The organism is Marinomonas aquimarina, assembly GCF_900089755.1.
Classification (GTDB): domain Bacteria; phylum Pseudomonadota; class Gammaproteobacteria; order Pseudomonadales; family Marinomonadaceae; genus Marinomonas; species Marinomonas aquimarina.
On sequence record NZ_FLOC01000020.1, the window covers coordinates 47,323 to 70,962 of the forward strand.

At 48.0% G+C, this 23,640-nt stretch carries 18 protein-coding genes; 5 read left to right on the forward strand and 13 right to left on the reverse strand.

Annotated elements, in window-relative coordinates:
* Positions 1–9: 9 nt before the first annotated feature.
* From lepB to MAQ5080_RS15195, 3 genes are all read right to left on the reverse strand, one after another.
* A complete protein-coding gene (gene lepB / locus MAQ5080_RS15185) occupies positions 10–834 on the reverse strand; it encodes a signal peptidase I (RefSeq protein WP_067212197.1) in 825 nt (274 codons plus the stop codon).
* Between the two features lie 51 nt (positions 835–885).
* A complete protein-coding gene (lepA, locus tag MAQ5080_RS15190) occupies positions 886–2,688 on the reverse strand; it encodes a translation elongation factor 4 (protein ID WP_067212194.1) in 1,803 nt (600 codons plus the stop codon).
* A 221-nt stretch (positions 2,689–2,909) separates the two neighbouring features.
* Positions 2,910–3,545, reverse strand: a complete 636-nt coding sequence (locus MAQ5080_RS15195) for a riboflavin synthase (RefSeq protein WP_067212191.1) — start codon at positions 3,543–3,545, stop codon at positions 2,910–2,912.
* 205 nt (positions 3,546–3,750) lie between these two features.
* Here MAQ5080_RS15195 and MAQ5080_RS15200 point away from each other — a divergent pair, with 205 nt between their 5' ends.
* Positions 3,751–4,689: a TraB/GumN family protein gene (locus MAQ5080_RS15200; protein ID WP_067212188.1), complete on the forward strand. Its 939-nt coding sequence runs from the start codon at positions 3,751–3,753 to the stop codon at positions 4,687–4,689.
* Positions 4,690–4,723: 34 nt separating this feature from the next.
* Here the strand turns inward: MAQ5080_RS15200 and glgC are convergent, their stop codons facing one another.
* On the reverse strand, positions 4,724–5,986 hold the full coding sequence (gene glgC, locus MAQ5080_RS15205; RefSeq protein ID WP_067212186.1) for a glucose-1-phosphate adenylyltransferase: 1,263 nt from the start codon (positions 5,984–5,986) through the stop codon (positions 4,724–4,726).
* Between the two features lie 97 nt (positions 5,987–6,083).
* Here glgC and glgA point away from each other — a divergent pair, with 97 nt between their 5' ends.
* Entirely contained in the window at positions 6,084–7,514 is a 1,431-nt protein-coding gene (gene glgA / locus MAQ5080_RS15210; RefSeq protein ID WP_067212178.1) for a glycogen synthase GlgA, read from the forward strand.
* 64 nt (positions 7,515–7,578) lie between these two features.
* Here glgA and MAQ5080_RS15215 read toward each other — a convergent pair whose 3' ends face one another.
* The gene (locus MAQ5080_RS15215; protein ID WP_197464637.1) at positions 7,579–8,385 is read right to left on the reverse strand and encodes a substrate-binding periplasmic protein; all 807 of its coding nucleotides are present in this window, start codon (positions 8,383–8,385) and stop codon (positions 7,579–7,581) included.
* A gap of 177 nt (positions 8,386–8,562) precedes the next feature.
* A complete protein-coding gene (gene mrcB / locus MAQ5080_RS15220) occupies positions 8,563–10,779 on the reverse strand; it encodes a penicillin-binding protein 1B (RefSeq protein ID WP_231870853.1) in 2,217 nt (738 codons plus the stop codon).
* A 204-nt stretch (positions 10,780–10,983) separates the two neighbouring features.
* Here mrcB and MAQ5080_RS15225 point away from each other — a divergent pair, with 204 nt between their 5' ends.
* Positions 10,984–11,322, forward strand: coding sequence for a Rieske (2Fe-2S) protein (locus MAQ5080_RS15225; protein WP_082861137.1), 339 nt, complete (start codon positions 10,984–10,986; stop codon positions 11,320–11,322).
* Between the two features lie 72 nt (positions 11,323–11,394).
* Positions 11,395–11,841, forward strand: coding sequence for a MarR family winged helix-turn-helix transcriptional regulator (locus tag MAQ5080_RS15230; protein ID WP_067212170.1), 447 nt, complete (start codon positions 11,395–11,397; stop codon positions 11,839–11,841).
* Here the strand turns inward: MAQ5080_RS15230 and MAQ5080_RS15235 are convergent.
* Genes MAQ5080_RS15235 through MAQ5080_RS15245 form a run of 3 tightly spaced genes read right to left on the reverse strand, consistent with a single transcriptional unit; the run spans position 11,834 to position 16,556 of the window.
* The gene (locus MAQ5080_RS15235; RefSeq protein WP_067212166.1) at positions 11,834–12,472 is read right to left on the reverse strand and encodes an HD domain-containing protein; all 639 of its coding nucleotides are present in this window, start codon (positions 12,470–12,472) and stop codon (positions 11,834–11,836) included. The genes MAQ5080_RS15230 and MAQ5080_RS15235 overlap by 8 nt on opposite strands.
* Positions 12,460–15,591 carry an EAL domain-containing protein gene (locus MAQ5080_RS15240; RefSeq protein WP_067212163.1) on the reverse strand — a complete coding sequence of 1,044 codons (3,132 nt, stop codon included), beginning with the start codon at positions 15,589–15,591 and terminating at the stop codon, positions 12,460–12,462. The genes MAQ5080_RS15235 and MAQ5080_RS15240 overlap by 13 nt, the downstream gene beginning before the upstream one ends.
* An 11-nt stretch (positions 15,592–15,602) precedes the next feature.
* Positions 15,603–16,556 carry an ABC transporter substrate-binding protein gene (locus MAQ5080_RS15245; protein WP_067212161.1) on the reverse strand — a complete coding sequence of 318 codons (954 nt, stop codon included), beginning with the start codon at positions 16,554–16,556 and terminating at the stop codon, positions 15,603–15,605.
* Between the two features lie 497 nt (positions 16,557–17,053).
* Between MAQ5080_RS15245 and MAQ5080_RS15250 the strand changes: the two genes are divergently transcribed.
* Positions 17,054–19,276, forward strand: coding sequence for a bifunctional diguanylate cyclase/phosphodiesterase (locus MAQ5080_RS15250; RefSeq protein ID WP_067212157.1), 2,223 nt, complete (start codon positions 17,054–17,056; stop codon positions 19,274–19,276).
* Positions 19,277–19,337: 61 nt separating this feature from the next.
* On the opposite strand, the gene MAQ5080_RS15255 is transcribed toward MAQ5080_RS15250, so the two are convergent.
* From MAQ5080_RS15255 to ectA, 4 genes are all read right to left on the reverse strand, one after another.
* Positions 19,338–20,780 carry an aspartate kinase gene (locus MAQ5080_RS15255; protein ID WP_067212154.1) on the reverse strand — a complete coding sequence of 481 codons (1,443 nt, stop codon included), beginning with the start codon at positions 20,778–20,780 and terminating at the stop codon, positions 19,338–19,340.
* Between the two features lie 189 nt (positions 20,781–20,969).
* Entirely contained in the window at positions 20,970–21,359 is a 390-nt protein-coding gene (locus MAQ5080_RS15260) for an ectoine synthase (RefSeq protein ID WP_067212148.1), read from the reverse strand.
* Positions 21,360–21,443: 84 nt separating this feature from the next.
* Entirely contained in the window at positions 21,444–22,754 is a 1,311-nt protein-coding gene (gene ectB, locus MAQ5080_RS15265; protein WP_067212145.1) for a diaminobutyrate--2-oxoglutarate transaminase, read from the reverse strand.
* Positions 22,755–22,825: 71 nt separating this feature from the next.
* Complete coding sequence (gene ectA, locus MAQ5080_RS15270) at positions 22,826–23,329, reverse strand: diaminobutyrate acetyltransferase (protein ID WP_067212142.1); 504 nt, start codon at positions 23,327–23,329, stop codon at positions 22,826–22,828.
* Positions 23,330–23,640 lie beyond the last annotated feature (311 nt).

A 23,640-nucleotide genomic window follows, 5' to 3' on the forward strand; every position in this document is an offset into this window, starting at 1 on the left:
AAAAAATTATTATTTAATTAAACCGTTATTCTTAAAACTTGGGAGACTGAAAAACTCATCCCAGTGCAGCCAAACATAAAAGGCACGGCCTTTTAGGTTTTCCTCTGGCACAAAGCCCCAGACACGGCTGTCCGCACTGTTATCGCGGTTATCACCCATCACAAAATACTGCCCTTCAGGCACCACCCAATCCCCTTCAAGAGGATTGCGACGGTAGCTTTTGTAAATCTGATGTGACACGCCGTCTAAATTTTCGGCAAATACTGCCACCGGCTCACGACTAGGGTTCTTCGACACGGGCAATTCTGCCAATAACTCTTCATCCACTAGCTGGCCATTCACCATCAAACGCTTATTGTGGTAACTGATCACATCACCTGGCAAACCAATCATGCGTTTAATATAGTTCAGGCTTGGATTATCAGGGTATTTGAACACCACCACATCGCCACGCTGCGGCTCCGTAGTTGAGATCAATGTGCTGTTCAACACTGGCAGACGAACACCGTAGTCCATTTTGTTGACTAGAATAAAGTCACCAATCTCAAGCGTTGGCAACATGGAACCAGAAGGAATCTGAAATGGCTCCGCAACAAACGAACGTACCCCAAAAATCACCGCAACGATGACAAAGTAGGATTTGACTTCCAATAACCACTTAGGCGTGTTGGCTAATCTTAGCTTGGCATTTTTATCCAATACCAAAGCGGCTTCCGGAGCCATCTGCTCAAGAATCTGTTTACGTTTTGGCGCAAATACGAAGCGGTCATACAACCACGCCGCAAAGGTCACCAAAAAGGCCACAGCCAAGATCAACTCGAAATCAAAATCCATACTACATCTCCAAGAAAAAGAGCCGCAGGTTTGCGGCTCTGATACGTTCCATTAGCTGTCGACTTGCAAAGCGGCTAAGAACGCAGCTTGAGGCACTTCAACGTTACCTACTTGCTTCATACGTTTCTTACCTTCTTTTTGCTTCTGCAACAGCTTCTTCTTACGACTCACGTCACCACCGTAACATTTCGCGGTTACGTTTTTACGCATGGCTTTAACCGTCGTACGAGCGATGACTTTAGCGCCTACCGCACCTTGAATCGCCACATCAAACATTTGACGAGGAATCAATTCTTTCATCTTCTCACACAGCGCACGACCTTTGGTTTGTACATTGTCGCGGTGCATGATCAAGGCCAATGCATCCACTCGATCACCATTGATCAAGATATCCAAACGGCATAGCGGCGCCGCTTCAAAATGATGGAAAGAGTAATCCAACGACGCAAAACCACGACTACAAGACTTCAGGCGATCGAAGAAATCCAGTACCACTTCGTTCATCGGCAAGTGGTAACGCAGTTGCACTTGACTACCGATGTACTGCATGTCTTTTTGAATACCGCGTTTCTCAACACACAAGTTGATCACGTTGCCTAGGTACTCCTGTGGTACCAGAATGTTGGCCTCAACAATCGGCTCACTCATTTCTTTAATGGTACCAGGGTCTGGCATTTTTGACGGGCTGTCGACATTAATGATGTCGCCGTTATTCAGCTCCACCTTGTAAACCACTGTCGGCGCCGTTGTAATGAGGTCTAAGTCATACTCACGCTCAAGACGCTCTTGGATAATCTCCATGTGCAGCATGCCTAGGAAGCCACAACGGAAACCAAAGCCTAGCGCATCAGACGACTCTGGCTCGTAAAACAAGGAAGCATCATTAAGTGTTAGCTTACCCAGCGCCTCACGAAAATCTTCGTAGTCGTCGGCACTGACAGGGAATAGACCGGCGTAAACCTGCGGCTTCACTTTTTGGAAACCCGCAACCATTGGCACATCTTGCGTGTGTGTATGAGTGATCGTATCACCCACCGGCGCACCTAGGATGTCCTTGATACCCGCGACCACATAGCCAACTTCACCGGCTTTTAGAACCCCTGTTTCAGTACGTTTTGGGGTAAAGATACCGACCATATCAACCGGATGCGTTTGCTTAGTCGACTTGATGAAGATCTTGTCTTTTTTGCGCAGCGTACCTTGTTTGATACGGACCAGAGACACGACACCTAGGTAATTGTCAAACCAAGAGTCGATGATCAATGCCTGCAAAGGCGCTTCCGTATCCCCTTCTGGTGGTGGCACGGTTTTGATCAAGCGCTCAAGCACATCTTCAATACCCATACCGGTTTTGGCAGAACAGGTCACCGCATCGGTTGCATCGATACCGATGATTTCTTCAATCTCTTCGGCCACACGTACTGGATCCGCTTGCGGCAAATCGATTTTATTCAGTACCGGCATCACTTCAAGGCCCTGCTCAATCGCGGTGTAACAGTTCGCCACCGATTGTGCTTCAACACCCTGCGCGGCATCGACCACCAGCAACGCACCTTCACAGGCAGCAAGGGAGCGCGACACTTCGTATGAGAAGTCTACGTGCCCTGGGGTATCGATAAAGTTAAGTTGATAAGTGTTACCGTCGGCTGAATCGTAATCCAACGTCACACTCTGTGCTTTGATCGTGATACCACGCTCACGCTCAATGTCCATAGAGTCCAATACCTGGTTGGCCATCTCACGTTCGCTTAAGCCTTCACAACTCTGGATAAAGCGATCAGCTAAGGTCGATTTACCATGGTCAATGTGGGCGATGATACTGAAATTTCGGATGTGCTTTAGATTGTTTGACACGTTACACTCACACTTTAAAAGCGATTTCTATAAGAGTACCTGTTGATAAGCCAACTATCATGACGCCATACGGAGCGTATCCACTCAGCAAGCAGCGATCAAAAGCGAATAAATGACTTATAAACAGGTTCTCAGGGCAAAATATGGCGCGCATTCTACCGAAATTCAGTCCTAGACTCCATTTATTTCAGTGTTTTCACGCCATATCCCCGTTATTTACATTAGGGCAGAACAATGCCGCGCTGTTTCAGCACGCGCTCCACCGTATCCACGGTCGCTTGGGTGTGTGCATCGATTTCCAAGTTCACTAAATCCCCCGTTTGCAGCAGGCCAAATGTGGTTAAACGCAAGGTCTCCGGAATCAATGACACCTCGATCCAATCATCGCCAATCGCACTGATGGTTAAGCTGGCACCGTTCAACCCGACATAGCCTTTATCAAACAAATAGCGACGCGCATCGACTTCTGGATTATTAAGGTCTACGGCAAAGCGAATATGAAAGCTTTCATCGATACGCTCTACCTGACGAACGGTCACCATCGTCATAATATGACCCGACATCACGTGGCCACCGACCTCATCTCCCATACGCGCCGCGCGTTCAAAATTCACTTTGACACCTGGCTTTAAACGACCAATATTGGTGAGGTTCAAGGTAGTGTCGATCACATCAAAGGTCAGCAGGTCGCCTTCAATCTTAGCAACCGTTAGGCACACACCATTAATGGCGACACTGGCACCGAGTTGCTGCTGCAACATCGTGCCCTGAGGAAACTGCACTTCAAGAATAAGGTTACGACCATTCTCTTGACAGGAAGCTACTTCCGCCATACCTTGGACAATACCGGTAAACATAATTCGATCCTCTGTTTGATCAGTTTCGCTCCAATAGCGTATTTTGGAGCATGATTATTGCGTGACTGAAGAATTAATATACTAACCCGTCTCAAAGCAGTAAATTCAAGGCTTAGAGCGAGTTATCACATAGTCTCTACAGGGGTTATCCACAAGCTTCGGGGATAATCCTGCACTGTTTTGTGACATCCAGTAGGTTCATCCTATGCGCTTTAATAGTCTCTTACCCAAGTTTATCTTTCTCACGCTGCTTGTCATAGCCCAAGCGTCGGCATTCGCCTCTTCTTATCAACCTTTCATGTGGAAAGTGCAAAACCAAGGCGCCACCGTATATTTGGTGGGCTCAATTCATGCGCTAACTCCTGACTTTTACCCTTTGCCAGAAGCCTACCAAGAGGCCTTTGCCAGCGCCGACCGGTTAGCCGTAGAGCTGGACCCTGACAGCCTCGATCCTTATCAATCTTCACGCCTCGTGCAATCCAAGATGTGGCTACCAAAGGGCATCACCTTGGATCAGTATTTAACGCCAGACCAGCAACAAACACTCAAGGATTTTGCTAACGATAGCGACGCCGACTATGAGCGCCTGATTCGCATACGCCCTTGGATGCTGGTTGAGCAACTCACCCAAGCTCAATTAAAAGACTCAAACTATCAAGCAGAATATGGCATTGACTTGCACTTCTTGAAACAAGCCAAACAAAGGGAGTTGCCGATCCTAGAGATTGAAACCCTGGCGCAACAAATCAGCGCCATTGCCGACACCCCCTTTAGTGCCCAGCTAGCCATGCTCACTAGCAGCTTAGAGCAAATGGATGACGAAGATTATATGGCACAAATGACCGAATATTGGCGCCAAGCAGACCCAGATGGCTTGTACCATTTTGTCTACCAAGATGTGCTTGAGACACCGCAGCTCAAACCTATGATGGAAGCACTTCTTGACCAGCGCAATCAACGCATGGCCGATGTGATCAGTATTTATTTAGGCCAATCGCCAAACGCATTAAGCACCACCTTTGTCGTGATCGGGGCTTTGCACCTAAGCGGCCCCAACAGCATTGTTCACGAACTGGAAAACAAAGGCTACTTTGTGCAGCAGTTGTTCAGTACCCCTAGCAACGAAAAAAGCCCTAACAAGTAGGGCTTTCAACAGTGTTTATTAGACGCTTGCTGGATTAAACGTCTGTTTTAGGCAATGCATCAATCATGGCTTGGGTCACCAACACAATGCCATCTTCATTGCGATAGAAGCGTTCTGCATCCGCCACAGGATCCTCACCAATGATTGTATGCGGTGGAATATTGGTATCCGAGTCCACCACCACATTGGTTAACTGGCAGTAACGACCAATGTCACAGCGTGGCAGAACCACTGATTTTTTCACATACGAATAAGAGTTGACGCGTACATTGTTAAACAAGATCGATTGCTCAACTGTCGACCCCGAGACGATACAACCCGCCGACACGACAGAGTTCAATGCCGTACCAATACGCTCTTCGTAGTTGTAGTTAAACTTCGCCGCTGGACGCTGATAATGGGTGGTACGAATCGGCCAAGACTCATCGTATAGATCCAATTCAGGCACCAACTTAGTCAAATCCATATTGGATTCCCAATACGCAGTGAGCGTACCCACATCACGCCAATAAGGCTTCTCCGGGTAGCTATCATTTGGAATACAGCTCTTGGCGAAGTGATGCGCCTTAATCTTAGAACGCCCAACAAATAACGGAATCAAATCTTTACCAAAGTCATGGCTGGAGTCGCAATCTTGCGCATCATTCATCAAATTATCGCGCAAGAACTGGGTGCTAAAAATATAAATACCCATGCTGGCCAAGGAAACATTTGGATTACCAGGCATGGTCGGTGGATTAGAAGGCTTTTCCTCGAAGGCAATAATATTATCGTCTTCGTCAACGTGCATAATGCCGAATTGATCCGCTTCTTTAACCGGCACTTCAATACAGGCCACGGTCACATCGGCTTTGTTTTCAATATGCTCTTGTAACATGACACTGTAGTCTTGACGATAAACGTGATCACCGGCCAAGATTAATATGTATTCACTGTTCAGCTGATCAATCATTTTGAAGTTTTGGTACACCGCGTCGGCGGTACCACGATACCAATCTTCACCCGTTTGTTGCTGCGCTGGCCATAATTCAATAAATTCATTGAAGTCGGAACGCAAGAAGTTCCAGCCGCGTTGGACATGTTGATTTAATGTATGAGAGCGATACTGTGTCAGTACCGCAATTTTTCTCATCCCTGAATTAATGCAATTTGACAAAGGAAAGTCGATGATTTTGTACTTACCAGCTATAGGTACCGCTGGCTTGGAACGATGGTCAGTCAGTTGTTTCAGTCGAGACCCTCTTCCCCCAGCTAAAATAAGCGAGAGAGTACTCATACGCGCAGCATTTAAATCCATATATCACCCTTAATTTTTTTATCCAAGTCCCAGACTATATTAGGCTTTTATTAGGTATACTCTGGTCATATTACTAAATCAATACGAAAACAAAATTATGAAAGTCCTGTTTGCAGCATCTGAAATTCACCCTCTCATTAAAACCGGCGGTCTTGCAGATGTTGCAGGCGCCTTACCTATTGCACTACGAAAAAAAGACATTGACGTTAAACTTATCATGCCAGCTTATCGAGGTATTCTCGAAAAAATGGCACCGGTCAAAAGTTCGATAAATTTAGGTAATCCATTTGGTACGGGTGATTTAATCCTATTGGAAACTCACCTACCAGAATCCCACACCCCAATTTATCTGGTGCAATGTCAAAGCTTATTTGAGCGCGAAGCGGGCCCCTATCTTGATCAATACAGCCATGACTTTGGCGATAACGATGTGCGCTTCGCCGCCTTTTCTTGGGTCTGCGCCATGATTACCCAACATGGCAGATTAATCGGCTGGCAACCAGACATTTTACACTTGAACGACTGGCAGACAGGATTTGCCGCTGCCTACTTGGCGGCTTGGCGCTTAGATCACCCACCCATTGTGACAACGGTACACAACCTGCGCTACAACGGTAGCTTTCCAGTGGAACAATTTGATGCCGTACGCTTACCCCATGATTTGCTGTCCATTCATGGTATGGAGTTTTACGGTCGTTATTCGTCACTGAAGGCCGGCTTGGTGTATGCCAATGCCATCACCACCGTCAGCCCAACGTACGCGAAAGAAATCCTAACGCCAGAATATGGGGACGGCTTAGACGGCACCCTACGTGCTGCTAGCTACAAGTTATCCGGTATTTTAAATGGCGTAGATTACAATGAATGGTCACCGAGCATTGATCCCTTTATCCATACCCATTACGACCTGCACAGCCTCGACCTAAAGCTACAGAATAAATTGGCGTTACAGCGCGAAAACAATCTGCCGGAAAATGCGCAAGCGCCGGTATTTGGCGTCGTCAGCCGTCTGACCGAGCAGAAAGGTTTGGATTTGATTCCAGCCGCTATTGAACCAGCTTTGAAACGCGGTGCCATGTTGATTTTGCTAGGCTCAGGGGATAAATCCCTAGAGCAGCAGTACTTGGCATTACAAGAGCGCTACCCTGATCAGGTCGCGATTCGCATTGGTTACGATGAGGCCTACTCACACCGCTTGCAAGCAGGGGTAGACACCTTGCTGATCCCATCTCGCTTTGAGCCTTGTGGCCTAACGCAACTGTATGCACTGAAGTACGGCACCTTGCCGATTGTGCGCCATACCGGTGGATTAGCAGACACTGTGTTTGAAGGCGGTGAAAATGCTAACGGCTTTGTCTTCCAACATGCCTCAGTAGAAGATTTACAGGGCGCTATTGAACGTTCTTTAGAAGCGTTCAGCAATGCAACCACTTGGCGTACCCTCCAAATCCAAGCGATGTCGCAAGACCACAGCTGGGAGCGTGTAACCGAGCAGTGGATTCAATTATATCAGTCACTGCTTGCTTAACTTGAGATACAAAAAAGCCGAGGCAGTTTGCCTCGGCTCATCAGATCAAAACACTCTAATAACGCTAGTTAGCCGCCTGTGCCGTCTCTCGCCATTCTATTAAGCCACTGATTAAAGAGGCTTGCGATTCCCCTTCAGACACCAAGTCTTGTAATGCCGTGGCAATGCTTTGCTTGATCTCGGGCGTATTACAAGGAGACATTTTTGACATGGTCAAAAACAACCCTTCACTGCTTACCGAAGGCTCCATGTAGCGCACATCCTCTAAGCCTAATTTCTGCACATACGCGACCCCTGGGCTACGCTCATACAAGACATAGTCAGCTCGACCAGCTCCCAGCATAAAGAGCGCCTGCTCTAGGCTTGCGACATTTAACAGGTTTAGGTTTTGTTTTGCGAAGGTATCAAACTCTTGGCCAAAACTGTTGTTAATTACAGTCACCCCCCAGCGGCCAACGAGGTCATCCCACTCGCGGTATTCGAACGGCGTGAGGCTAGATTGCCAGACCACGCTTTTGGTATACATCATCGCTGGCCTGAAGTATTCCATGTAATCGGCACGCTCTGAGGTATAAAACGCGCCTGCCATTAAATCGACACGACCGCTGCGCACTTCCTGTTGTGAACGTGACCAAGGGCCGACATAAATGGTTTCGATGGGGATACCGATTTTGTCGCCCAACTTATCCATCAAGTTCGCTACCGCACCGTGCAACTGATTGCCTTGCTCTGATTGCCATAAAAAAGGAGGGTATTCAGGATTCCCCGTTGCACTAAGAGAAGTGCAAGATTGCTCTTGGTTCGCGTTCGCATGAGCATAGGAGAAAGGGCTCAGCGCTGCGCCCAATATCATCAGCGGTGCTGTAGCCACTTTTAATGCATTCTTTATCTTATAAATTTTTATCATTGTCAGCACTCTACTACTCTGAAGGCTTCACACCCTGCAAAAAGCCCTTACAAAACTACACAATACTTTACGTATATTGTAAAGATAATCATATAAATCAATAAATTACAAACTTGTATTTTATCCTATTGTTCAAACTTTCTAGAATGACCAGAAACATGAAGTAGAAGACTGTGGCTCAGTTCCCTCGATAAACGGCAACTCAATTTTATCGTCACAACGATCCGCAGCGATTTCAAAATCGTCCAATGTCACCGAGTAATAATTCGCCCCTTCAGGCAGAGCCTTGGCTAAGGAACGCTGCGGCAAGGTTTTGGCAAAATCGATCCACACCCACTGAGCCCCAGAACTCCCAGTAATGTTCATCGGAGAGTTGTCGTCTTGCCCTAGCCAAACGGTGCTTAGGTAGTCTCCTGTGATACCAACAAACCAACTGTCTCGTTGGTCATTAGTCGTGCCAGTCTTTGCCGCAAAGCGTAACCAAGGTAATTGCGCTTGCGCCGCGCGTGCGGTGCCAATCTCAGGCGATTTCGTCATGCCTGCAAGGGTCACAGACAAGGCCTGCTGGGTAAAAGGCACCTCACTGCTTTGATCAAAGCGCTTCAATACCTTGCCAGTTTGATCCATCACAGACAGCACCACGCCTAACTCGGCACTGTTACCGGTTGAAGCCAATGGTTGATACAGGCGTGCCACTTCAAATGGTGACAACTCTAATGAGCCAAGTGCGACTGAAGGATACATAGTAAAAGGGCGCTTAACCCCAAGATCGCGCAATGTCTGAGCAACTCGATCAAACCCCAACGCATACGCTAGATCAATGGTAGCCAAATTATAAGACTTTGCCAGTGCCTCATATAACGGCACCTCGCCATGCACATCGCGACTGTAGTTCTTCGGCTCCCAAATAGAGTTGCCCACTTTAAATTGCTTAGGTTCATCCTGGATACGATCCCACCAAGTGTAGCGTCCTGACGCGATCGCGGTGAGATAAATCGGTGGCTTAGCCAAAGACCCAATAGGACGCACTGCCCCTAACGCACGATTAAAGCCACTGTACAGCTTATCTGAGGAGCCGACTACGGCGCGCACTTGTCCTGACTCACGGTCTGTGACCACCATCGCACCTTGCAGCCCTTCCAGAGCAGGCTTCTGTTTTACCAAGGTCGCCACTCGATCCTGCATGGCCTGCAACGCCGCATTCTGAGCGCGGACATCTAACGCGGTGTAAATTCGTAGGTTCTTTGTCGCCAACGCAGCCTGATCAAAATCACGCTCAAGCTGCATCGACACTAGATCTAAATAATCGCCATAGGCCGAGCGACGTTTGCCCTCTGTGGTCAAGCGCAGTGGTTGCTTTTTCAATGCGGCCACTTGTGGTTGGGTCAAGCGACCTTGCTCAAACAACAAATCCAGCACCACATTACGACGTTGCTTTGCCCGCTCTGGGTTACGTCTTGGGTTGTACAAAGACGGTCCTTTAACCATCCCAACCAGCAATGCTTGCTCACCAAGGTTTAACTCATTAACGGGTCGACCATAGAAATATTCACTCGCAGCTGCGAAACCATGCAAGGCACTGTCACCTTCCTGCGCCAAATACACCTCATTGATGTAAGCCGTGATGATGTCTTCTTTGCTGTAACGATACTCGAGCAGAAGTGCCATAAAGACTTCAGTCACTTTACGCGAATAGGTTCTATCTGAGGTTAAGAACATATTCTTAATCAGCTGCTGAGTTAAGGTGGAACCACCTTGACGACGACTGCCAGAGCTCAAATTAACCAAAGCGGCACGGGCAATACCGGTAAAGGAGATACCAAAGTGATGAAAGAAATCGCGATCTTCTGTGATCGTTAAAATGTCGATCAAGCTAGAGGGGATTTGCTCATAGACGAGGATGTCTCGGTTTTCCGTATTACCGCCATATAAATAGCCAATCTTTTGCGGCTCTAATACAGCGGTGCGATAACGTTTGCCTGACACATCTTGAATCTGCAGGACCCCATTGGCAAAAGAGAACACCCGCCTCGACGCCGGATGATAGCCAGTATGATCGGTATAATCGCGCAAGTGGGCACTGACTTTTATTTGACTGCGCGCCGCCCAGCCAACTTTTTGGCTATTTTTGCCAAAACGATAACCATACTCTGCCAGCACCGACTCCAGATCCTGCTTACGCCAAGGAGAGCCATCCTGCAGCACCATCGGCGCACTGTATACTTCCGAGGGCACCTGCCACTTCTGCCCTTCAAAACGAGCCACCACCTGGGTGTCTAGCCACCAAATCCAAACAGCAAATGGAACACTGGCCAATAGGCCAAGTAGAATTAACCACTTTAGTAGTTTTCGTAACAAAGACGGACGTTTAGATGACCGCTTACGGGAACCCTTACGGCGCGAACTGGAACTGGTTTTCTTGGTGGAGGTGCTTTTTCTAGTCATAGCGCGGAGTATAAAACGCCAACTTAAGGACGGCAATCGAGGGACAAAACAATAGGCGTTTCTTTGCTAAGTCGATACACTTTCCCCTCATAAACATGAAACCATGGAGACCGGCCCGTGCAACTCAGCGCACATCAAGTAGCACAGATTCAAGCTTTGAAAAATGAGCAGAATCTAACCTTCACTATCGACAACACCCACATTCTGGCATTGAAGCTTGATAACCAATGCTACTTTTATGAAAACCTCTGCCCACACCTAAATAAGCGCTTGGCTAATGACAGCATGCACTGTTTTGATGACAGCTTTTGCCTGATTGAATGCCAATTCCACAGTGCCCAGTTCAACCCTGCATCGGGAGCCTGCGTCTCCGGCCCATGCCTTGGGGAATCGTTAAAAGCATACAAATTGACAGAACAGCAAGGCCTGTTTTATCTGCTTACGACATCATTCTAAGTTTAAGGATTCAACACAAGGGCTGATCTGTTAACCTTAATCACTGCGCAAACAAGGGTAGCAAGAGAATTTATGGCACAACTTGAACGAGATATTCAGCACGCCTTAATCGGCATTATTTCTGGTTTAAAGCATGCTATGCGCTTGGCCATGCAGCAACATGGTGTGCCGTTATCGCCCCTGTACTTTTTGATCATGAAGCTGATCCATGAAATCCCTCAGTGCACGCCCATGCTGATTGCGGAGCGCTCAGGGCGTGACAAAGGGCAAATCACACGCCTGGTTAAAGAACTGGATCAGCATCAGTTTTTGGTACGCACCCCCAACCCCGACGATAAACGCAGCTTCTTTCTCGAGTTATCGGATGTGGGACTAGACTGCTTTAAGCAATTAGAAAACTGCGATATGGAAGCCTTGGAAGCCATGACCCAAGGCTTATCAGAACAGCAATTGCAGGCCTTTCTCGACATCGCCATACAAATGAGCCGTAATCTAGAGCGTTTTGAACGTACTAGCTAACAATTTCAGCTTTTAACTGAGACAAGAATTCACGCATAAAAGCACTGCGACGTGCGGCTTCCAGCTGCCCGCTATCCGTTTGAAAGGTGTTTTCTAAGCGCAATAACTTTTGGAAGAAGTGATCCAGCGTAAACAGCAAGTCATTCGGCTCACGCTCTTCACAAAAGGGGTCGAGCGTATCATACAAAGAACGATCCAAACGCCCACCGACCATCATACAGCGAGCAATCCCAATCGCACCTAAAGCGTCCAGACGGTCGGCGTCCTGCACCACTTTTGCTTCCAAGGTTCTCGGCGTCACCTGAGCGCTAAAACTATGGGTCACAATCGCATGCTGTATCGCACTGATCTCTGCCCCATCTAAACCGAGTGATTTTAAGAAACTCTCAGCTTTACTAGCGGAATCAAACGACGCCTGCGCTCGTTTGGGATCGTCCTTCGGATAATTCACCAAATCATGCAGCCAAGCCGCAGCCACCACCACCAGCTCATTAGCGCCTTCTTGTTGAGCCAGCCATTTGGCCTGCTTCACAACTCGCTCAATATGCGCCAAGTCATGGGCGCCATCAGCGTCCATTGTTTCCAGCACATAGTCTTTACAGCGTTGTTCTAGTTCGATTAGTTCGCGCATTGTTCACTCTCAACGTCAGCATGGATCCATTCATCGTACCACTCTAACACTCGATGTGCAGGCATCGGTCGAGAAATGCTGTAGCCCTGCCCTAACTCACAACCAAGCTCGAGTAAGCGTCGAGCATGCTCTGGCGTCTCCACCCCTTCGGCAATGACCTCAAGCGAGAAGGCGTCTGCAAACCCCACAACCCCTTTGATAATGGCCAAGTTGTTTTTATCATCAAGCATGTCACGTACAAAGCCATGGTCAATTTTGAGCATATCAACGGACAGCTCTTTCAAATGACTCAAGGTCGAATAGCCAGTACCAAAGTCGTCTAGAGACACTTTAATGCCCATGTCTTTACAGGCATCGATCACTCCCGAAACAGTGGCCAAATCTTCAATCGCACTGGTTTCCAAGATCTCTAGTTCCAGCGCATGCACCACCTCAGGCGTGAAGCCCAGTATGATCTCTTGCAATTCCGACATAAAGTGCGGCTGCTGCAATTGATAACCGGCTAAGTTGACACTGATGCCCTGACGGTAGCCTTGCTTTTGCCAAGCTTCAATTTGCTGTAACGCCGTCTTGATGACCCAATGCCCCACTTCCAGCTCCAAGGGCTGGTTGGTCATCGCTGGCAAAAAGGCGGCTGGCGCCAGCACCCCACGGGTTGGATGGCGCCAACGAATTAGGGCTTCGTAGCCAAACACCTCGCGGGTACGCATGTTGATTTTAGGCTGGTAGTAGAGGCAGAACTGCTCTTGTTCATAGGCTTGCTGCAACTCTTCGTAGAAACGATGCTGTTCCACCAGAATGTCTTCTTGGCTCAAATCAAACGACTTCAGACGGTTACGCCCACTGATCTTGGCTTGGTACATGGCCTGGTCGGCTTGGCGAATTAACTGATCGGCTTCAATCATGCGATTTTGTGGGTAATAGGTGACACCGATACTGGCACTGATATGCAGCGTCGCGCCAGAGACTCGGAACGGCTCCGCGAGCGAGACCAGCAAGCGCTCCAGCTTGCTTTCGACTTCAGTGAGACTGAACTTAATCGGCAGTAGCAATACAAACTCATCACCACCAAAGCGCGCCACAGTACTGTCTTCACCAAGCGTGTCGAGCATGCGCTGAGCCACATCAATTAACAGCAAGTCTCCGGTATCGTGACCAAAGGTATCATTGACCTCTTTAAAACCATCCAGATCCAAGAAGGCCAGCGCAAACTTAGTGCCATGCTGTGCGGAATGAGTGATTTGCTGATCCAGTGTATTGGTCAAGTTGGTACGATTTGGCAAACCTGTCAACGAGTCAAAATAGGCAATGTGCTCTAACTGCTCTTCATTGCGTTTTTGACGCGTGATGTCAGAAAACAAAGAAATATAGTGACTAACACGCCCTTCAGCATCCTTCACGGCGACCACGGTTAGGTTTTGCGCGTAGATACTCTCGTCTTTGCGTTTGTTCCAGATCTCCCCTTCCCAAAAGCCAACACTTACGATCTGACGCCACATTTCTTGATAAAACTCTTTGCTCTGACGCCCTGAGTTGAGCACTCGTGGGTTCTGGCCAATGATTTCATAACGGCTGTAACCTGTGATGCGTGAGAAGGCTGAGTTTACATCTAAAATATCGCCACTAGGATTGGTGATCGCAATCCCTTCCCGCGCGTTGGCAAAGACGCTCGCCCACAACTCCAGTTGCTCTTCGTTCAAATGGCGATCAGTGATATCAGAAATGGCGCCGACTAACAGCGTTACTTCATCGTCATCATTACGCAGCGCCTGTAAGCGATCTTCGATCCACACCCAATCGTTGCCGCGGGCTAAGCGATAGACAAATGTCAGGGTGCCAATAAAGCCATCCATACGCCACTGTCTAAAGCTTGCCAGAATGCGCGTCAGATCATCGTCATGGATCGACTTCTGCCACCAATTACGCGTCTTTTTAATTTCTTCGGCGGTTTTATGATAAAGGTGAAAGCAGTTACTGCTAATAAACTTTAACGTAAATTGTTCTGGATCGAGGGAGTAGATGACGGTTGGACTGCTGCTAAGCAGAGCATCCAATTGTTGATTGCTGCGCGCCAGCAACAGTTGCGCTTGTTTCTCTTGTCGTACTACGCGCGCCAAGTATTTATTCTGGCGGTAGGTATTCCAAGAAAGAAAAATCAACGACAAGGCAATGATATTGGCCAGCAAGAAGTACACCGCATAGCTTTTTAGGAAATCAATCCAGCCAAGACTGCGCTCTTCGTAGGGCGGCAAAGACAAGTCTTTCAGGGTATTTTCAACCGGTAGATAATCGAGCGAAGGCATAAAGCCATAAACACCATAATGGCGTGCTTCATCACTGCTTAATGACATGTTCAACAAGGCTGCCGTGATCTCCCGTGTGACATCAGAGTCGACACGTGAATTAGCAACAAACGCCCACTCAGGGTATAGACGGGTGGAAACAAGGTAGGGATAACCGGCTAAGTACTGCTGGTTGAGAATACGAACCCCCTCAAGACTAATTTTGCCCTCTCGTGCCAAACGCTCTAACACACCAGTGCGCACAAAGCCGACCTCTTGCTCCTTAGCCAACACTGCCTGCACCACTTGTTCAGCGTCATCATAGCGCACTAAGGCTTCTTTTGAAGGCAGTAGAAAACCGAGGTTTTTCAGTTCATAGATTTGCGCGATGTAGTTTTCGAGAAACTCTGGAGCCGAGGCTGCTACCGGGTATTGGTATAGGTTATCAAGGCGGATTTTTTGATTTTCTTCGCGGGTAAACATCACCCCACCGAGTAGGCTGGTGGTTTGCCCTTTAAAGCCACGACGCAGAGTCAACAAAGCGCCACTGAGGCTGCCGGAACTGCGTAGTTTCAAATAATGTACCGGGTCAAGCAGTAACAGGTCGTATTGATAGCGATCAATCTGATGCTCAAGCGAATCCGTGCCCACCACTTTCAGCTCTAACTCGTAATCGGGCAGTTTTCGCGCCAGTTCATCGACAATCGTTTGATAGCGTAAAACGGTCGTAACATCTGGGCTATAGGCTAAGATGGCCAGACTTAATGAACGCTGCTCCTGTGCCGACGCGGTCAACACAGTTAAGCTAAGCAGTAGACAAACAATCCATTGGTACATTCTTTTACAGCCTACTGAATACGATACAGGTAAGCGGGTTGTAAGAGAGAATGAAGCTGAGCTTCAGAAAGTTTAATTCCTTGCATATCACGATCCTGTTTCATTGCTTCAAAAAACTGAGCTCGGTCATTCAGCATACGTTTATTGAAGTGTAAATCCGGTAAATATAACCCATTAAACGCCACTCCAATCTCATCGTAGGTAAGCTCTCGCCAAGCTGCGATACGGCGCAATGCATCTTCTCGATTGACTCGAATGTATTCCAGTGCACGGAAATGTCCAGCAAGCAAATTCGTTAACACTTGTCCGCGTAGCCACATAGCATCGTTACGAATGACCAGCACATCAAAGATTACATTAGGAAAGTGGCCACTATCAAATACACGTGTACCACCTAAGCGTTCTAAATAGGTCGCAAACGGCTCGTAGGTGATGGCCAGATCAAAACGCTCACTTTGCCACTGTCTGACCTGCTCATTCGGCGGCAGATAACTTAAGCTAACGTCATGCACTGACAGTCCAGTCTCAATTAAAAGCTCCCGTAGTACAATATTACTGACGGTATTTCCTTCCAGTGCAATACGCATTCCTTTGATATTCGTCAATTCGTTTGACGAAGTGCGGCTAATCACCACATCCGCGCCAATGGACTCATTCATGATCGCCACCACAGAGACATCCAGTCCTTCCCCTTTGAGCAGGATCGCTTCATCTAGTGTCAGTGTCGCCGCGGACACCGCTCCAGAGCGCAACAATGCCATGGATTGGGTGGCATTGTCCGACTCCACAACCTCAACCTTGTCCGGCAACCAAGAGAAGTGTTCGGCTAACCGCAGGCTCTCATAGCCTGGCCAAGGGTGTATACTGACACGGAGCGTTTTTTGGTAGGACAATAAAAACAGAGCGGCAGCACTGATACAGAGTGCCAAGACTAGCAGCATGCCAAGCAGCAACTTAGATTTCATATAACACCGGTGTTGTCTTTTTAAGGGGGCTTTTGAAGGCATGTCAATTATGACATAGAGGTCTAAATTATAAAAAAACTAACGGTGGGGCTCTGTGTTTAAATTGCATAAAACTGTAAAGGAATGTTGGTGCGAGCTCTCAGGGCAGCATGGCTAAATACACCGACAGCGCACATGAAAGGTGTTAGCATCTCGGATTGGCGAGGCGCTACTGTAAACTACTTTGGCGAGATAGCCCCCTGATGTGAATCAAGTCTAAAGCGCATGGCCACTGACGTCTTATGCTATTTTCGCCTTAGTGTCATTAATTTCCTATAAGCTAACGTTTTAAGACCTAGATCAAGCTGGAGGAAATCCATTCCAGCCCACTGACATTAATTGTTATGATGGCATGTACATTAGCAGCCATTAATGCTTTATATATTGTTTCGATACTAGATTACCTGCACAAGGTAAGGCAGTGCGTAACGCCTTTAAGACCATGGAGTTTTCTTAAAATGCTCAAGTTTAGGATTAAAGACCGTCGAGCTTTTATCATATCCTCAAGTATCTTCGCTGTTATTTTTTCTGCCTGCCTGTACTTTATCAATCTCTCTAACACCAACTTCAGTCAGAACCAACGCTTGTTGTTGAGCGGTATTGCTCGCTCCCAAGCAGCTGAGATCGAGCGCAGCCTGACGCTGTCCTTTACCTCAACGCAAATATTGGCGCACCAAATTGCCCTAGACAAAAACAAAGTGATGTATTTTGACAGCTATGCCAGAAACATTATGCAGTCGATTCAAGGCATCGACAGCATTCAGTTAGCGCCCAATGGCATCATTCAATACATACACCCATTAGCAGGTAATGAAGCCGCCCTGGGGCTGGATATTCTCAATCATCCTAAGTATCGCGAAGCGGCACAGCTGGCCATTCAAGAAAAGCGTATGATCGCGGTAGGGCCCGTTAAGCTAGTACAAGGGGGCATCGCGGTCATCAGCCGAACGCCCATCTTTGAAAGTGTGACAGGGGCCGGCGCGAATCAGTTCTGGGGCTTTGCCTCGGCGCTCATCTTACTCACCCCGCTGCTGGAAAACAGCGGCATTCATCAACTGGAGTCCGAAGGCTACGCCATTTCCCTAGAGCGCCAGCACCCTGACTTGGACAAAGTGTCTGAGTTCTACAAATCTGAGCAGCCACTGGACCCAAGGGCGTTAGTGCAAGCAGAAATCACCCTGCCATCTGGCTCTTGGACTTTGTCCCTGTCCCATGACATCAGCAACAACCTCGCAACACGCACCCTTAACATGATTGCCATCTCGCTGCTGCTGTCCAGTATTTGTGCCTTGATGCTTTACAACATTTTAGTGCGCCCGCTTGCTCTGCAAAAAGAGGTGGCAGAAAAAACCCAGGAACTGAAAGAGCTGGCCTTCAAAGACCCCTTAACCGGATTACCGAATCGACGCTATCTCAATGACCACCTCAGCGATATCATTGATACTATTACAGCGCAAAAAAAGCTCGGCGCCTTCATCTATTTCGACCTCGATAACTTTAAATCCATCAATGACACCATTGGCCACGATGTCGGTGACCAGGTCTTGATCGAAATTGCCCAGCGTTTGTCCAAGCACACCTCGGACAGCGACATCGTGATCCGCTTAGGTGGCGATGAGTTTGTCATTGCCGTCACTCAGGCCGACTCGATTGAACAGATTCGAGAGAAAGCCCGTACTATTTTAGACTGCACTCAACAAATCATTAGCATCGAACATCGCGACTTCAAACAAAGCACCTCTTTAGGCATCACACTCATCCCTAATCATGGCAGCCAATTACTGGCCTTGATGCAGTGCGCCGATGTCGCCTTATACGAAGCCAAGCGTCGCGGTAAGAACCAATTTGTGATCTTCGATGAAAGCATGCGCCAAAACACCATCGACATGCATAATGAAGAGTTAGCGTTGGCCAAAGCCATTGAAGAAGAACAGCTGATTCTGCACTTCCAGCCGCAATTCGACCTAGAGTTAAACAAGATCATCGGCGCCGAAGCCCTAGTGCGCTGGCAACATCCAGAAAAGGGCCTGGTCTACCCAGATAATTTCATCCCCCTTGCCGAACAGTCAGGGCAAATTTTAGAGCTGGGCAACTATGTCATTCGTAAAAGCTTTGAATACCTAGCGCACCGTGAAAAGCTAGGACTTTACCCCATCCTGCTGCACATCAACCTGTCATCCTTGCAATTGAACGATCTCAATTTGGTGAACTTTGTCAAACAGATGATTCAAGAGTATCAAATCCCTGGGCATTACATTGGTTTTGAGTTAACCGAGACCACCCTACTGACCGACATCGATCACGCGCAGAAGGTGCTGGAACAACTCAAGTCTTTGGGGATCTGCATTGCCATTGATGACTTTGGTACCGGTTTCTCATCCTTGGGGCAATTGAAAAACTTACCGGTAGACCTACTCAAAATCGACCGCAGTTTTGTGCGCGATTTAGAGGTGGATAACGATGACCGCATGATGGTGGAAGCCATCATCGCCATGGCCCACAAACTCGACATCATGGTGATTGCGGAAGGGGTGGAAACCTTAGAGCAGCTCAAAATGCTACGCTCGTTCAATTGCGACCTAGGCCAAGGCTATTACATCAGCCGCCCGATCGCCAAAGACGGCTTCGACTGTTTTCCAGAATCCATGGTGCCCGAGGCACTGCAAAGCGTCACCGTATAAGCATAAAAAAAACCCAGCCTTAGCTGGGTTTTTCTTCGTTTCGTCACTCTGTCAGATCGACTTACGACGCCAAGCAGATCGCTTGGCCGTGGTTGTGTGATTCCACCAACTCTTTGTGCAAGCTGCGAATCGCCACTTCGTAATCTTCTTCATCTACAACGAACTGCATGTCTACTTGACGCATAGACTGGTGCATCGCAATGACGTTGATGTTCTGCTCAGAGATCGCTTTCACGGCACTTGCTAGCATACCGGTGGTCTTCATATCCGAACCAATCGCTGACACGATGGCCACTTTACGCTGGTTGATGTCCGCTTCTGGGAATTCTTCGCCCAGCATACGCATCACGCGCTTCAGTGTTTTCAGGTTAACCGCCAAGTAGTGCGTAATGCTGTTCGCATTGATGTCTTTGGCAATAATGTGCGCACCTAGCTGGTTCAACACATTCAAGATCCCCATGTCGAAGCTGTCGATCTCGCCGGCCATTTCTTGGTCAAACAATTCCACTGCGTAGACGCCACGGCTACCCGCGATGATTTCCACACAAGGTGCATCCGAGATGTAATCACCCGTGATAAGCGTACCAGTGTGCTCAGGCTCAAAGGTGTTTTTCACACGCAAAGCAATCTTGCTTTGGCGCAGACCTTTCGCCGCTTTCGGGTGGATCGCTTCCATTCCCAAGTTCGCTAGCTGGTCTGCTACATCGTAGTTGGTACGACCGATTGGCACCGCTTTGTCTTCACCCACTAGGCGAGGATCAGCACTGCTTAAGTGGAACTCTTTGTGGATGATGGCTTCGCGCGCTTGCGTCAATACGGCAATACGGCTGAAGGTCATTTCCGAGTAACCGCGGTCAAAGGTGGTCATCAGACCCGTTTCGCTGTGCGCGTAACCGGTTGCGATAGGCAACTGAGTCGCCAAGTCAACGTCTTTGAATGACTCAACAATGCGCTCATCCAATGACATGTGAACACTTGCATTCCAACCAGTTAGGTCAACAAATACCGCGTTAACGCCGTCACGTTTTAGCAAGTGAGCCATGTTGAAAGCACTGTGCGCTTCACCTAGGCTTGCCAACATTTCACGTACGGTCGCCAGGTGTTCATCAATAGAAAAATGGCCGTGAGAACAGAGACGGCTTAGGTCTTCTAATGCTTCTTGCGCTTGATCCAAACGAGCGACCAAAAAGTCATTCGCTTCCGCTAGAAGCTCGCTCTCACCAAACAAGTCACGGTTGATATCCAGCATGGTTGTACGCACGTCTTCAAACGCTTCGCGCCAGCCGCTTTGATTACGGTCTTTCGCAAAGTGAGCGTAAATACCGGCATCACCCGATTTTTTGTGTTCCAGCAGTTTGTCGGTAATACCGCCATACGCCGATACCACGAAAATACGTTGATACAGGTCTTCTGTGCCTGCTGGTTTAAAAATAATGTTATCTCGTACCGAACGGTAGTCACTCATGGACGTGCCGCCGATTTTATCAACTGAATGTTGTCCCATTTTCTTTCCGAATTTCTGTAGGCCTAAGGGAACCTCAACCTATATTGTGAGCGCCGGCGCGTAGTGTGTCATAAGGAAGCTCAAATATTAAGCATGAATTACACAAATCTTAATTAAATATGATAGTTTTCAACGCATTTTGCACACTTACCCGAAGGCTGCTAGCCGACTAGATTTGAATCCCTTGTGTTAATCGAGCAGCTCGTATGCGCCTTCTGCGTTGTGCACTTCTTGCCCCGTCACTGGCGGATTAAACACACAGGCCAATTTCAGCTCACTAAAGGCGCGCAGAGTGTGACGGTCGTGCTCGTTTAAGTTGTACAAGGTGCCCGGTTTGATCGGGTAAATTTTGCCATCTTCACGACTTTCAATTTCCCCCTCACCGGCCATACAAAACACCGATTCAAAATGGTTCTGATAATGAAATTGGCACTCTTGACCGGCAAAGATGGTGGTGATGTGGAACGAGTAGCCCATGTTGTCACCTTTTAACAACATGCGCACGCTTTGCCATTTGCCATCAGGGGACACCACTTTGCGTTCACTCTGCTCACATTCGTGTAAATCACGTACGATCATAATAAGACTCCTAAGCTATCAACTGTGATTGAAAAAGAAATCGGGCAAGTCGGAGCGCCAAAGCACTCCCACTCACCGTAAGGGCTATACCGCGATGTCGTAGTTGTCATCGAAGTAGCTTTTCTCTTCCGGCATTTCATCGGTCTTAGCACAGACTTCACGAATGGCACGCTCAACGATATCAATGCCCTGCTTCAGCTCTTCATCAGAGATAATCAGCGGACACAAAAACTTCACCACCTGATCGTCCGCCCCAGAGGTTTCAATAATGAGGTTTTGCTTGAAACACGCCTTGGTGATTTTGTTGGCTAGCTCACCGGTGACACAGTTAATGCCGCGCATCATGCCACGACCACGAACGGTGAAATTGCCCTCACCGACCTCTTCAACAATGGCATTCAAACGGTCTTCGATGTACTGCCCCTTACGACGCACTTCTTTGGCAAACTGATCGTCTTTCCAGAAAGTATCCAGCGCATGCTTAGCCGTGACAAACGCTAAGTTATTCCCTCGGAAGGTACCGTTGTGCTCACCGGGTTTCCATTGATCAAGCTCTGGCTTGAATAAGACGATGGCAAACGGCAAACCGTAACCACTGATTGACTTGGATAAGGTTACAATATCTGGGCTAATACCGGCTGGCTCAAAGCTAAAGAAGGTACCCGTACGACCGCAGCCAGCTTGAATGTCATCGACTATCAGCAAGACATCGTGCTTACGACAAACAGCTTCTAAGTTTTTCAGCCAATCCATCGACGCTGCATTGATGCCGCCCTCACCCTGAACGGTTTCAACCAGCACCGCCGCGGGGTGATCAATACCACTAGACGAGTCAGACAATACCTTGTCGAGATATTCCGTTGTCTCAATGCCATCGCCCAGATAACCATCAAACGGCACTCGGCTAATGCCACCTAAAGAGGTCCCAGCCACGCCACGGTGATGGGCATTACCGGTTGCGGATAGGGCCCCCAAGCTACAGCCGTGAAAGCCATTGGTGAAGGTAATAATGTTTTCGCGGCCGGTGACATTACGCGCCAGCTTCATGGCCGCCTCAATGGCGTTGGTTCCAGTTGGCCCAGTGAACTGCATCACATAATCGAGTTCACGTGGTGCTAGGATATTGTGCTTAAAAGCTTCTAGAAACTCGCCTTTTGCTTTGGTATGCAAATCCAAACCGTGGGTAATTCCGTCGTCCAGAATGTAGTCGAGTAAGGCTTTTTTTAGCAGGGGATGGTTGTGACCGTAATTCAGTGTGCCGGCTCCGGCTAGGAAATCGAGGTACTGGTTACCCTCTTCATCGTACAAGTGACAGCCCTTGGCCTTATGAAAAATACGCGGAAAAGAGCGTGCGTAAGATTGTACTTCTGATTCGATTTCCTCAAAGATTTTCATGCTATGTCCTCTATATTATGGAATTGGAATGGGGGGAATATTTTTGTTATGCGTCCACTGAGCAATGGGGGTTACTCAGCGGAAGGGGGAAAAGGGCCAATGCGTACTAAGTATTCTGTTTTATGGCGGCCCTTAAAGTGCTGCTGCTGTTCAAACAAGACAGACTTTTCCATAGGCGCGTTAAGGGTTTTGGCAAGACTGGTAAACAGAGCCCACGAAGCCTCATTATCTGGTGTAATGGTGGTTTCTAGGTACTGCACCTGCTGCAGCGCCGGACGACTTAATACGCTTTGCAACATACGCTTAGCTAGGCCACAGCCGCGTGCCTCTGCACCTACCGCTACCTGCCAGACAAACCAGACGTCAGCTTCGTTCGGTTTAATATAACCTGAGACAAAACCAACCAATTGATTTGCCAAGGTGGCGGCTACACCCGTGTCTGCAAAATGACTGCATTGCAGCAAGTTGCAATAGGAGGAGTTCGTATCCAGTGGCTGACACCGTTCGACGAGATCAAATAAAGCCATACCATCTTCGGCGACGGGTTTACGCAGTTCGATCGTTTCACTACCCATATAAAATTTACATCTCTAATAAGTTAAATATGAATTTTTGCTTAAAAAATCTTTTATTAGCATTTTTAACGCTGAAAAATAGTTACACGTCTAACTATTTATATCAAGCCTAATTCTGAAATAGCCCAAATCAAGCCTAATCCAGCAGCTTGAATAAAAGGGTATACGGATTTAATGGTTGATGGGGCACCTTCACCCCATCAATCTGATACCACCCTCAGATGGTTGATAGATCGACTCCGTAGTTGAGTTCCTCTGCGAAGTCCGGCAGTCCGTAACCGATGGTTTTCTTGTAGAAAGGAGAGACCTTC

Bases quoted from the DNA above. Each gene is read 5' to 3' on its own strand.
- MAQ5080_RS15235 (WP_067212166.1), bottom strand. From the start codon at position 12,472: ATGCGCGAACTAATCGAACTAGAACAACGCTGTAAAGACTATGTGCTG.
- MAQ5080_RS15255 (WP_067212154.1), bottom strand. From the start codon at position 20,780: ATGGGACAACATTCAGTTGATAAAATCGGCGGCACGTCCATGAGTGAC.
- MAQ5080_RS15260 (WP_067212148.1), bottom strand. From the start codon at position 21,359: ATGATCGTACGTGATTTACACGAATGTGAGCAGAGTGAACGCAAAGTG.
- ectB (WP_067212145.1), bottom strand. From the start codon at position 22,754: ATGAAAATCTTTGAGGAAATCGAATCAGAAGTACAATCTTACGCACGC.
- glgC (WP_067212186.1), bottom strand. From the start codon at position 5,986: ATGGATTTAAATGCTGCGCGTATGAGTACTCTCTCGCTTATTTTAGCT.
- ectA (WP_067212142.1), bottom strand. From the start codon at position 23,329: ATGGGTAGTGAAACGATCGAACTGCGTAAACCCGTCGCCGAAGATGGT.
- lepB (WP_067212197.1), bottom strand. From the start codon at position 834: ATGGATTTTGATTTCGAGTTGATCTTGGCTGTGGCCTTTTTGGTGACC.
- MAQ5080_RS15200 (WP_067212188.1), top strand. From the start codon at position 3,751: ATGCGCTTTAATAGTCTCTTACCCAAGTTTATCTTTCTCACGCTGCTT.
- MAQ5080_RS15245 (WP_067212161.1), bottom strand. From the start codon at position 16,556: ATGAAATCTAAGTTGCTGCTTGGCATGCTGCTAGTCTTGGCACTCTGT.
- glgA (WP_067212178.1), top strand. From the start codon at position 6,084: ATGAAAGTCCTGTTTGCAGCATCTGAAATTCACCCTCTCATTAAAACC.
- MAQ5080_RS15230 (WP_067212170.1), top strand. From the start codon at position 11,395: ATGGCACAACTTGAACGAGATATTCAGCACGCCTTAATCGGCATTATT.
- MAQ5080_RS15240 (WP_067212163.1), bottom strand. From the start codon at position 15,591: ATGTACCAATGGATTGTTTGTCTACTGCTTAGCTTAACTGTGTTGACC.
- MAQ5080_RS15250 (WP_067212157.1), top strand. From the start codon at position 17,054: ATGCTCAAGTTTAGGATTAAAGACCGTCGAGCTTTTATCATATCCTCA.
- MAQ5080_RS15195 (WP_067212191.1), bottom strand. From the start codon at position 3,545: ATGTTTACCGGTATTGTCCAAGGTATGGCGGAAGTAGCTTCCTGTCAA.